The sequence below is a fragment of the Mesorhizobium sp. M7A.F.Ca.AU.001.01.1.1 genome, assembly GCF_004022735.1.
In the GTDB taxonomy this organism is placed as follows: domain Bacteria; phylum Pseudomonadota; class Alphaproteobacteria; order Rhizobiales; family Rhizobiaceae; genus Mesorhizobium; species Mesorhizobium ciceri.
This window is the reverse complement of sequence record NZ_RZPF01000156.1, coordinates 1-10,522: the sequence shown is the minus strand read 5'-3', so window position 1 is coordinate 10,522 and position 10,522 is coordinate 1. Positions and strand designations below refer to the sequence as shown.

General features: G+C 65.0%; 10 protein-coding genes and 1 pseudogene. 4 read left to right on the top strand and 7 right to left on the bottom strand.

The window, feature by feature from the left end; all coding sequences use genetic code 11:
• A pseudogene (locus EN884_RS12295) lies at positions 1-196 on the top strand (hypothetical protein); the annotation flags it as partial.
• A gap of 27 nt (positions 197-223) precedes the next feature.
• Here the strand turns inward: EN884_RS12295 and EN884_RS12290 are convergent.
• The 5 genes from EN884_RS12290 to EN884_RS12265 form a co-directional block, all read right to left on the bottom strand.
• The gene (locus EN884_RS12290) at positions 224-1,513 is read right to left on the bottom strand and encodes a hypothetical protein (RefSeq protein ID WP_063168644.1); all 1,290 of its coding nucleotides are present in this window, start codon (positions 1,511-1,513) and stop codon (positions 224-226) included.
• Positions 1,514-1,623: 110 nt separating this feature from the next.
• The gene (locus EN884_RS12285; RefSeq protein WP_013530576.1) at positions 1,624-2,640 is read right to left on the bottom strand and encodes an ABC transporter permease; all 1,017 of its coding nucleotides are present in this window, start codon (positions 2,638-2,640) and stop codon (positions 1,624-1,626) included.
• Positions 2,637-4,205, bottom strand: coding sequence for a sugar ABC transporter ATP-binding protein (locus EN884_RS12280; RefSeq protein WP_063168645.1), 1,569 nt, complete (start codon positions 4,203-4,205; stop codon positions 2,637-2,639). The genes EN884_RS12285 and EN884_RS12280 overlap by 4 nt, the downstream gene beginning before the upstream one ends.
• A gap of 247 nt (positions 4,206-4,452) precedes the next feature.
• Entirely contained in the window at positions 4,453-5,400 is a 948-nt protein-coding gene (locus tag EN884_RS12270; RefSeq protein ID WP_013530574.1) for a substrate-binding domain-containing protein, read from the bottom strand.
• A 306-nt stretch (positions 5,401-5,706) separates the two neighbouring features.
• Positions 5,707-6,270: a dienelactone hydrolase family protein gene (locus tag EN884_RS12265; RefSeq protein ID WP_024501764.1), complete on the bottom strand. Its 564-nt coding sequence runs from the start codon at positions 6,268-6,270 to the stop codon at positions 5,707-5,709.
• Positions 6,271-6,395: 125 nt separating this feature from the next.
• On the opposite strand from EN884_RS12265, the gene EN884_RS12260 reads away from it, so the two are divergent.
• Positions 6,396-7,094, top strand: coding sequence for a RibD family protein (locus EN884_RS12260; protein ID WP_063168646.1), 699 nt, complete (start codon positions 6,396-6,398; stop codon positions 7,092-7,094).
• Between the two features lie 89 nt (positions 7,095-7,183).
• On the opposite strand, the gene EN884_RS12255 is transcribed toward EN884_RS12260, so the two are convergent.
• Complete coding sequence (locus EN884_RS12255) at positions 7,184-8,068, bottom strand: SDR family oxidoreductase (protein WP_063168647.1); 885 nt, start codon at positions 8,066-8,068, stop codon at positions 7,184-7,186.
• Positions 8,069-8,146: 78 nt separating this feature from the next.
• Between EN884_RS12255 and EN884_RS12250 the strand changes: the two genes are divergently transcribed.
• Positions 8,147-8,989 (top strand): helix-turn-helix transcriptional regulator, encoded by an 843-nt coding sequence (locus EN884_RS12250; protein ID WP_063168648.1) that lies wholly within the window; start codon positions 8,147-8,149, stop codon positions 8,987-8,989.
• A 41-nt stretch (positions 8,990-9,030) separates the two neighbouring features.
• Here EN884_RS12250 and EN884_RS12245 read toward each other — a convergent pair whose 3' ends face one another.
• Complete coding sequence (locus tag EN884_RS12245) at positions 9,031-9,477, bottom strand: SRPBCC domain-containing protein (protein ID WP_063168649.1); 447 nt, start codon at positions 9,475-9,477, stop codon at positions 9,031-9,033.
• Between the two features lie 158 nt (positions 9,478-9,635).
• On the opposite strand from EN884_RS12245, the gene EN884_RS12240 reads away from it, so the two are divergent.
• Positions 9,636-10,388: a pseudouridine synthase gene (locus tag EN884_RS12240; RefSeq protein WP_063170295.1), complete on the top strand. Its 753-nt coding sequence runs from the start codon at positions 9,636-9,638 to the stop codon at positions 10,386-10,388.
• The last annotated feature ends 134 nt before the right edge of the window (positions 10,389-10,522 follow it).

Here is a 10,522-nt window from a genome sequence, read left to right as displayed (position 1 = left end):
CATCTCCGGCGTCAGCCTGCCGGACGGCGTGATGAACTGCACCTCGGCGATCTTCTCCGGCGCCAAAAAGGGCGAAATCATCAGCGTCGGCGAGACCTTCATCGTGCCCGAGGATGCCATCGAGACCATCCGCCCAGCCATTGGCCTGGGCAGCGAGCGCCCCTGGTTCCTGCGTTTTCAGCGGCCGCCGAAGTGACAGCATCCTTCTCCCCGTAAAGAAAGCTCATTTCCCCGCCCGCTTCGCCATCGAAAACGCCGTCTCCAGCACGGCGGCGAGAAAGCATATGCGCAGCGGCTCGATCAGGATGCCGGTGGAGGAATCCTGGAACGGGCTGCCGAAGAGCAGCGTCACGGCATGCGAAAAAATCTGCCAGATATCGAGCTCGTGTGGACCGATCAGCCGCGTCGCGCCGAGCCACAGCCAGGCCGCGCCCCAGTCGAGCAACCGGTAGCCGACCACCAGCGTGCACAACAGCACCAGGCTGGCGCTGACCGTCAGCCGCACGCCGTTGGCGATCGGCAGATAGCGCGAGCGGTAGCCGGCGATGAAATGCTCGACGAAATCGCGCAGGAATTTCGGCAGGCCGGCATAGCGCCGGCCGGCACGCTCCAGCCGGCCATGCACGCGCATCAGGGCAGCATCGTCGCGCACATCATAGCCGTAGATCAGCGCCGCCATCACCAGCCAGATCAGCGGCAGGAGCATGAAGAAGAACAGGTTGATCGCAGCCGTCGACGGCGCGATCGAGGAGATCTCGACCGGCACCATGGGTGCGGCCGAGGCCATCGGCACCGGGTTTGCCAGCCCGTCCACCGATGCCTGCAGGGCCGACCAGAAATTGCGGCTCATCAGCCATTGCAGGGCCGAATCCTTCCATCGGCTGATCACGTAGAGACCGACGAAGATCCAGTTGGTCTCGCAGATCACCACCACGATCTGCCAGAACGACTCCGCACCTGTCTTAGCCTGCATGAATTTGGCCAGCCGGCGGATCAGCCAGGACACCGCCACGGAGACCAGCAGCCAGCGCGAGTCGAGCACGTCGAGCACATCAGCGCTCTGGCCGAAATCGGCCTGGTCGAGTGTTTCGCGCGAATACTGCCGCACGACGTCGCCCAGAAATCCCCAGGCGGCATAATAGGCGAAGAACGGCAGAAGCGCGATGGTGATCATCCGCACCAGCCGCGAGCCGCGCCGGTCAGCCTCGGCACCCGGCTTCGTTTGCGTCTCGGTGGTTGCGGCCTTGTCGGCGCCGCGCTGCGCGGCCACCACATGCGGCAGGCCGGGGCGCAGCACGTGGAACATTGCCACCGTCACCACCAGCTGCGCCAGCGCCACCAGCGTCAGCATCGCCAACCCGGCGAAGTGATTGGCCAGCGCCACCTTCGCCGCCAGCAGCATGAGGAGATCGCCGACCATCACGCCGGCCAGCACGAGTGCCATGAGCTGCGGCCAGAACCGCCGCAGCAGCGAAAAACCTAGGGTGATCGGTCTGATGATATCGGCAAACATGAGGTTCTCTCACGATGCCACCCGCCAAAACCTTTCTAGCAAAGCATGATTGTTTTGCAAGGAATGGGGCTCCCCTTCTCCAACAGAGGGAGAAGGGAGAACCGTCCCCCTCACCTTCTTACCCTCGACTTCAGCCACCGATCAAACGCCACCGCCAGGATCAGGATGAGCCCGATGACGATGCTTTGCGTGTAGGACGAGACGTTGTTGAACTGCAGCCCGTTCTGCAGCACGCCGATCAGCGCCGCGCCCACCACCGTGCCGCCGACCGAGCCGATGCCGCCGAACAGCGAGGTGCCGCCGATGACGACGGCCGAAATGACGGTCAGTTCGTAGCCGATGCCCGCCACCGCTTCCGAGGAGTTCAGCCTGGCCGACAGCACGAAGGCCGCGAGCCCGGCGAAGAAGCCGACAATGACGTAGACCGAGACCAGGATGCGGTCGACGCGCAGGCCCGACAGCCGCGCTGCTTCCGCATTACCGCCGACGGCATAGACGGCGCGGCCATAGCGCGTGTAGCGCAGCACGATGTGGCACAGGATGGCGGCCGCCGCGAAGATCAGCGCCGGCACCGGCACCGGGCCGATCAGCCCGGTACCGAACCAGCGCATCGAGGCGTCGAAGCCCGAGATCGGGCCGCCATTGGAGATGGTCAGTGTCAGCCCGCGAAACACCGTCAGCCCGCCCAGCGTGACGACGAAGGGCGGCACTTTCAGCCGGGTGATGACAAGCCCCTGCACGCCGCCGGCAGCGGCTCCGACGATGATGGCGGCCAGCAGCGCGGCGAACCAGCCGAACCCTTGCGTGCCGCTCGTCGACAGCGACAGCGTGTTGGCCGTGCCGCCCTTGGCGACCACGGCGGCGACCATGCCGCAGAAGGCGAGCAGCGAGCCGACCGACAGGTCGATGCCGGCGGTAAGGATGACGAAGGTCATGCCGAGCGCGATCAGCCCGGTGATCGAGATCTGCCTTGTGATGTTGAACAGGTTGATCGGGTCCATGAAGCTCGGCTTCAGCACCGTGAAGACGATGATCAGCGCCACCAGGAACAGCAGCGGCCCGAAGCTCATCAAAAGCCGCGCGAAGTTGATGCCGCCGCGCTGATCCTGCTCCCCCGCCACGCTCATAGTGTCTCCTTGCGGTCGAGTGCCATCAGTTCCATCAGTCTTTCCTCGTTTGCTTCGACGCCCGGCATCTGGCCGGTGATGCGTCCGCGGCGCATGGTGACGATGCGGTCCGAAACCGCCAGCACCTCGGGCAGTTCGGACGAGATCATCATCACCGCAATGCCGCGCGCCGCAAGCTGCACCAGGATCTGGTGCACCTCGGTCTTGGCGCCGACATCGACGCCGCGCGTCGGCTCGTCGACGATCAGCACTTTCGGATCGCGCGCGAGCCAGCGCGCCAGGATCACCTTTTGCTGGTTGCCGCCCGACAGGCCCTCGATCGCCTGCTCGGCCGAAGCCATGCGGATCGACAGCATCTTTCGAAACCCGGACAGCGCATCGCGCTCGCGCCGCTCGGCCATGAAGCCGAAACCGTTGCTGAAGCTGCCCAGCGAAGCGATGGAGAAATTCGGCAGGATGCCCAGCGCGGCAAAGATCGCCTGGTGCTTGCGGTCCTCCGGCACCAGGCCGATGCCGAGGGCAATGGCGTCCGCGGGTGATGACGGGGCGATCGGCTTGCCGTCGAGCGTGATGGTGCCGGCCGCGATGCGGTCGGCGCCGAAGATAGCGCGCGCCAGTTCGGTGCGGCCTGAGCCGACAAGCCCGGCAACGCCGAGGATTTCACCGGCCTTGAGGTCTATGTCGACGCCGTCGAGCACGATGGCGTGCGGCGCCTCGGGGTCGCGCACAGTGCGCAGGCCGCGCACCGACAGCACGACATCGCCGGCCACCGCGCGTTGCGCCGGCCGGGCGTAGAGCTCGGACGCCGCGCGGCCGACCATCTTCTCGATGATTTTGGGCAGCGCGATCGGCCCGCCTTCACGGTTAAGGTGGCCGGCAAGCCTGCCGTCGCGCAGCACCGTCATGCGATCGCATATGGCGGACGCTTCCTCCAGCCGGTGGGTGACGAACATAATGGCGACCCTGTCCTTGCGCAGCCGGTCCATGATCGACAGCAGCCGCTGCACCTCGGTCTCGGTCAGCGCCGAGGTCGGCTCATCCATGATGATCAGCCGGCTTTCCAGCGACAGCGCCCGAGCAATCTCGACCAGTTGCTGCTCGGCCACGGACAATGCCGAGACCGGCGTCATCGGGTCTATGGAGAGACCGACGCGGGCGATGATCGTGCGGGAATCTTCCTCCATCTTGCGCCAACTCACCAGCCCGAGCGGGCCGATCGGCGCGCGGCCGATGAAAATGTTCTCCGCCACGGTCAGCGTCGGGATCAGGCTCAGTTCCTGATAGATGGTGACGATGCCAAGCCGCTTGGCATCCTGCGGGCTGGAGGGATGATAATCGGCACCGTCGAAAGTGATGCGGCCGCCCGATGGCGGCATCACACCCGACAGGATTTTCAAGAGCGTCGATTTGCCGGCGCCGTTTTCGCCCAGCAGGCCGAGGATCTCGCCGGGGCGGATATCGAGCGAGACATCGCTGAGCGCCGTCACGCCGGCGAAATGCTTGGTGATGCCTTCGACGGCAAGCAGGATGGGTTCGGGCGAGGCGGCTTCAGCGGCTGGCGGCAAGGGTGGCTCCTTCCATGCAGTTGATGTCGCCTGTCAGCGCTTGAACGCCCCCCTCTGTCCTGCCGGACATCTCCCCCTCAAGGGGGGAGATTGGCTGTGTCACCGGCGACACCTTTTCTTTCAACATTTGGGAACTGGCGAAAGCAGGAGGAACAGTCGATCTCCCCCTTGAGGGGGAGATGTCCGGCAGGACAGAGGGGGGCGCTGTCCCGCCGGCTTTGCCAATCGGCCGATCCCCGCCAAACCCCTACTTCGTCTCGCCAATCCGCTCTGCCTTGTCGAGATTGTCCTTGCCGATGACGATTGGCGTCAGCAGCACCAGCTTCTCCTTCGGCTCGGTCTTGTCCTTGGCAAAGGCCACCGCGATGCGCACCGCAGTGCGCGACTGCTCGCCGGGGAATTGCTCGACGGTGCCCGCAAGCTTGCCGTCGCGCACGGCGACCAGCGCTTCGGGCAGTGCATCGAAGCCGTAGATCTTGACGTCGGTGAAGTTGCGCGCGGCACAAGCCTCCATGGCGCCCAGCGCCATGTCGTCATTGGCGCAGACGATGGCGTCGGGTTTGCCGTTGGCGGCAAGGCCAGCCTCGGTCACCGACAGCGCCTCGGCGCGGGCGAAGTTGGCGGTCTGCTCGAAGACGATCTGATACTTGTCCTTCAGAGGATCGAGCACATTGTGCACGCCCTTGTTGCGGTCGATCGCCGGGCCGGCGCCGGGCTGGCCCTGCAGATGGAACAGCTTGGCACCGTTGGGAAACGCCGCCACCACGGCGTTGGCTTCCGCCTCGCCGCCCTTCACATTGTCGGCGCCGACATGGGCGAGGATGCCCTCGACGCCGTCTACGCGGCGGTCGATCGTCACCACGGGAACGCCGGCCTTGACCGCTTCCTCGATGGCCGGCGCCAGGGCGTTGACGTCGAGCGGCGAGATGACGATGGCGTTGACCTTCTGCACCAGGGCGGCCTCGATGTCGGCGGTCTGCTTGGTGGCCGAGTTCTGGCCGTCGCTTTCGGTCAGATTGACGCCTTGCGTGGCGGCTTCCGCCTTGATCTCGTTCAGCATGTGCACGAAGAACGGAAAGCCGAGACTGGGCACCGAGCCAAGGATAGTGAGCTTGTCCTGCGCAAACACAGAAGGCGCGGCAACCATCATGGCGCCGAAAGCCGCGGACGACAGCAGGAATTCACGTCTGTTCATGGGATCCTCCTCCACAAGAACGCACGACCCGAAAACCGGGATCGGTTTCAGGAAGGATCATGCGTCGGTTCAAAGTGTGGAGCATCCTCCCTGCGCCCGAAAACGCATGCCGCTCCAGCTGGCCGCCGCTGTAAAAAGAGCCTCCCACCGACGCCTGCGCAGGGATGCTAACCCAGGGCCAACCATTTGTGCAACATCGATATAACAGCGGTGCCAGGCAAATTATCGGAATTGTCGGATTTTGGATTTCCGGCGTGGGGGCCGCTTTGTCGGAAGACCTCCAATGCAAGGCCGCCCCTCTGCTTCTCAATCCAGGAACGCCAGAACACGCTGCCAAAGCAGCGCCGCGGCTGTGTCGTTGTAGTCGGGCAGAGCTGGATCCGAGAAATAATGTCCCGAGTTTGGATAGCGGAAGATCCGCACATCGGTTTGCGCGGCCTCGGCGGCGTGCTGCCAGGCGCGGACATCCGGCTCGGGGAAGAACGGATCGGTGTCGGCGACATGCAATTGAACCGGCAGGCCGGGCCGGATGTTCGCAGGCACGGTTGCCAGCCCATGCAACAGCAGCACCTTGGCCGTCAGCGGCCGCAAGGCCCAGACTGACGCGACCACGCCTGCACCCATCGAAATCCCCGCCAGCACCGTATCGCCGGGCGTCGAGGCCAGGGCATCGCGCGCCCTTTGGCAAATGACCTCCCAGCCGATCCGCGCCTTGATCGCGAAGCCTTGCTCGAGATCGTCCGTCGCCACGCCCGCATAGAGGTCCGGCAGCGAAACGGCGTGACCGGCGGCGCCCAGCTTTCCAGCGAGATGCCGCTCGTGCTCGCGCAGCCCCAGAACCGAATGAAACAGGATTATGTTCGCGGACATCCGGTCATGATACCTGCCGGCACATGCCGTCTCAACGGCTGGGTACGTCATGAGGCGTGCGGCTTCCATTCTCCCGGCGTGGCACTACTTTGGACTGAACCCAAAGCACTCGACTGGAGAACAACATGAAGCCGCAAATCATCTGCCATATGCTGGCATCCCTTGACGGCAGCCTCCACCCCAGCCGCTATACCTCGAGCCCCGATGGCACCCGGGCCGAGTGGTCGAGCCTCTACGAGCATATCCATAATGATCTCGCGGCTGATGCCTGGATCGTCGGGCGCGTCACCATGGCCGAGATGAGCAAGGCCGGCGCGCATCCGCCGGCCAATGCCGGCAAGGTCGACCGGCCCTATCATTTCGCGCAAATAGGTGCGGGTTATGCCGTGGCGCTCGATGCCTCGGGCAAGCTTCATTTTTCCAAACCCGACATCGGTGGCGACCATGTCGTGGTGCTGCTTGGGCGCGACGTTGCCGACAGCCATTTGGCAGAGCTTGCCGCCGACGGCGTGTCCTATATCGTCGCGGAAACCGGCGATATCGATCTCGCCGCGATGCTTGAGGTCCTCGGACGCGAACTCGGCATAAGCCGGCTGCTGCTCGAGGGCGGCGCCAGCATCAACGGTTCCTTCCTCGCCGCCGGGCTCGTCGATGAATTGAGCCTTCTCGTTGCACCCGCGATCGACGGACGGGCCGCCAATCAGGGTTTCGTCGAGTTCGGCGAGAGCGGCCTGGCGGGCAAGACGCAGCTGTCCCTGAAGAGCTGCGAGGCGCTGGCGCATGGGCTCGTCCATCTGCGCTACGCGGTCAGCCCTGGAGCATAATCCCGAAAGGTCGCGGCGTGGCCCAGGGTCTCCGCGACGGGGCTGACGAAGTCAGAGACTTCGGCTCACCTCGAGCGTTGCTAAGCGCATCAATACCGCATGGCGTCGAGATCGGCGATCAGCGTCGGGCCGGTGGGGTGCCAGCCGAGCCGTGCCTGGGTCAGAGCGCTGGAGGCCGGCAGATCCATCGGCGCGAACATCGCCATCCAGCCGAAATGCTCCGCCGCCTTTTCCGGCGCAATGGAAACCACCGGCAATTTCAAACCCCGGCCGAGCGCCTCGGCGATAGCGCGCACTTCGACACCTTCCTCGCCGACCGCGTGATAGCGCGCGCCCGGCTGCCGCTTTTCCACGGCGAGCCGGTAAAGCCGCGCCGCATCGAGGAGGTGGCCCGCGGAGTAGCGATTGCGGCCGTCGCCGACATAGGCCGAGACGCCCCTTTCACGCGCGATCTCGATGAGCGGCGTGATAAGGCCTTGCTTGACCGGATTGTGGACCTGCGGCAGCCGCACCACCGACACATTGATGCCGGCGTCCAGCAAGGCATTGCCGGCCAGCTCCGAGGCGATGCGCGGATTGGGATGGCTGGCGTTGAAGACGTCCTCGATCGCCAACTGGCCATGCCCGGGGCTGCCCATGCCGACGCCAGAGGTGATCACCAGCGGCCGGTCGGAGCCGGCGAGCGCGGCGCCCAGTGCGGCGATGACGCGTTTGTCCTTTTCGCAATTCTCGGCAAACCGCGAAAAATCGTGGTCGAATGCCGTGTGGATCACGCCGTCCGCCTTGGCCGCGCCATCGCACAGCCCTTCGGGCTCCTCGAGCGTTCCGCGATGCACTTCAGCACCGGCGGCGGCCAGCGCCTCGGCGCCGGCGTCGGAGCGGGTCACGCCGACCACCTGATGGCCTGCCTTGATGAGTTCGGGAACGATCGCGGAACCGATGAAACCGGTCGCGCCGGTGAGAAAGATACGCATGCAAAATCTCCTGTACAGTTGCCTGCGTAATATTGCCGGTCTATTATTCTATTAAAGTAGTGATCTTATCGTGGTATAATGGCTAACAGGATGCCTTCCAATTCCGGCTCACTAGCAGCGTTCCTCAAAGACCGGCGCACCCGGCTTGATCCCGCATCATTCGGGTTTTCCGGACGCAGACGCACGCCGGGGCTGCGCCGCGAAGAGGTCGCACAGCGCGCCAACATCAGCCCGACCTGGTACACATGGCTGGAACAGGGCCGCGGCGGCGCACCCTCGGCCGATGTCCTCAACCGCATCGCCAAGGGGCTGCTGCTGACCGAGGCGGAGCGCGAACATCTTTTCATGCTCGGGCTGGGGCGCCCGCCCGAGGTCCGCTACAGGGGCGTCGAAGGCGTCAGCCCCCGGCTGCAGCGCCTCATCGACACGCTCGATGCCAGCCCCGCCATAGTCAGGACCGCCACCTGGGACGTCGTTGCCTGGAACCGTGCCGCGAGGGTCGTGCTGACCGACTACAGCACCCTGCCCGAGGGCGAGCGCAACATTCTGCGCTTCATGTTCCTCAGTCCCCATATCCGCGCCAGGCAGCACGACTGGCAAAACCTCGCCCGTTTCGTGGTGGGCGCGTTCCGGGCCGATGCGGCACGCGCCGGTGCTGTCTCCGAGGTGCGTGAACTCGTCGACGAACTCTGCAGCGCCAGCCCCGAGTTTGCCGCCCTGTGGCGGGAAAACGGCGTGCTCAGCCATGGCGACGGGACAAAGCGCCTGAAGCACCCGGAACTTGGCGATATCGAACTGGAATATTCGGGCTTCGCGGTCGACGGCCGGCCGGATTTGAGCCTGACCGTCTACAACCCGGTCGACAGCGCCGTCGCCGACCGTATTCGCACGCTGGCCCTCACCCGACACCCCAAAGAGTAAGGGCGGGACGACCTATCCGCTGCGATGACTCCCGCCCGCTCTCAAGCGCGCTCGCAGACCGCCTTCAGGATCTGCAAGGTCGGTCCCCAGTAGAGATTGGCGTGCGGACGGATCGCCGGTTCGGCGAAGTCGCTGAGCGTCAGTGTCAACAGTGTTCCCCCATCCGCCGGCGCCAGGTCGAAGCTGACCACGGTGTGATTTTCGGGCACGTCCGCCAGACGCGAGGCCGACAGCGTGCTCCAATAGCTGTAGGCGAAGCTCATTCCCGGCTCAAAAGTGCGGATGGTGCCGTGGTTTTCGAACGGTATTCCGTGCAGCAGTCCGCGCATGACGATCGCGCCGCCGGCCTGCCCTTGCAGGCTGACGGTCAACTCCTCGTCGGACATCCATTGCGGGATCATTTCTGGCGTCGTTAGTATCCGCCAGACCTTGGCCGGCACGGCACCGATGACGACGGTCTTGGTTATCGGCGCAGCGGACTCACTCATGGGGTGCAGATTATAGCGGATGCGGCGGCGACAATATCGCTGTTCCAGGCGGTACGGATGCCGCCATTGCCCCTTGCCCTGTATAGGAAGACAGCACCACGCTTGCGAAGCCATTGCAGCCCGTGGCATCTGTCGGCTCCACCAGCGCAGACGGCACCATGACACCACGGCAGACACGGCAGAGCGGCAGGCAGGGGGCGCCCGGCGTCAGTCTCAACCGGGCGCTGTCGAAGCTCGGCCTGTGCTCGCGCACACAGGCCGAGGTGCTGATCGCCGAAGGCCGCGTGCGCGTCGGCGGCAAGGTGGTGCGCGATGCGGCGCTGCGCGTCGACCTCGACCGCGACCGCATCGTCGTCGACGACAGGCCGGTGGTTGCCGAGCGCAAGGTCTACCTCATGCTCAACAAGCCGCGCGGGCTGGTCACCACCCGCGACGACCCGCAGCAGCGCGACACCGTCTATGCCTGCCTGGAAGGGCTCGATCTGCCCTTCGTCTCGCCGGTAGGCCGGCTCGACAAAGCCAGCGAAGGCATGCTGCTGATGACCAACGACACCCGGTTTGCCAACCGGCTGATGGACCCGGCCTCGCATCTGCCCAAGACCTATCACGTGCAGATCGGCACGGTGCCGGACGAGGCGATGCTGGAGACGTTACGCGCGGGCGTGACCGTCGACGGCGAGACCCTGACCGCCAGCTCGATCGAACTCTTGCGCAGCGGCGGCCGCACCGCCTGGCTGGAGATCGTGCTCGACGAAGGCCGTAACCGCCACATCCGTCGCCTGCTCGCCGCGCATGGCGTCGAGGTCCTGCGCCTCATCCGCATCGCTATCGGCCGCCTGCCGCTCGGCGACCTCGCCAAGGGTACGGCACGGCATTTGACAGCAGAAGAGTTGGCGCTGCTGAGGGGGTAAGCAGGGCGTGCCGCTGGTGCAGGCGCACGGCGATCCTTCCTGACGGAAAGCTGTCAGCAGGCCTGGCCTATAGGTCGGATGGGAGCCGGCCACGGCTTCAACGATCAGGGAGCCAATGCAATGAATTTCGTCTC

Excerpts from the sequence above, each read along its gene's own strand:
- EN884_RS12265 (WP_024501764.1), bottom strand. The coding sequence starts at position 6,270 with ATGTCCGCGAACATAATCCTGTTTCATTCGGTTCTGGGGCTGCGCGAG.
- EN884_RS12285 (WP_013530576.1), bottom strand. The coding sequence starts at position 2,640 with ATGAGCGTGGCGGGGGAGCAGGATCAGCGCGGCGGCATCAACTTCGCG.
- EN884_RS12250 (WP_063168648.1), top strand. The coding sequence starts at position 8,147 with ATGGCTAACAGGATGCCTTCCAATTCCGGCTCACTAGCAGCGTTCCTC.
- EN884_RS12260 (WP_063168646.1), top strand. The coding sequence starts at position 6,396 with ATGAAGCCGCAAATCATCTGCCATATGCTGGCATCCCTTGACGGCAGC.
- EN884_RS12255 (WP_063168647.1), bottom strand. The coding sequence starts at position 8,068 with ATGCGTATCTTTCTCACCGGCGCGACCGGTTTCATCGGTTCCGCGATC.
- EN884_RS12240 (WP_063170295.1), top strand. The coding sequence starts at position 9,636 with ATGACACCACGGCAGACACGGCAGAGCGGCAGGCAGGGGGCGCCCGGC.
- EN884_RS12290 (WP_063168644.1), bottom strand. The coding sequence starts at position 1,513 with ATGTTTGCCGATATCATCAGACCGATCACCCTAGGTTTTTCGCTGCTG.
- EN884_RS12245 (WP_063168649.1), bottom strand. The coding sequence starts at position 9,477 with ATGAGTGAGTCCGCTGCGCCGATAACCAAGACCGTCGTCATCGGTGCC.
- EN884_RS12270 (WP_013530574.1), bottom strand. The coding sequence starts at position 5,400 with ATGAACAGACGTGAATTCCTGCTGTCGTCCGCGGCTTTCGGCGCCATG.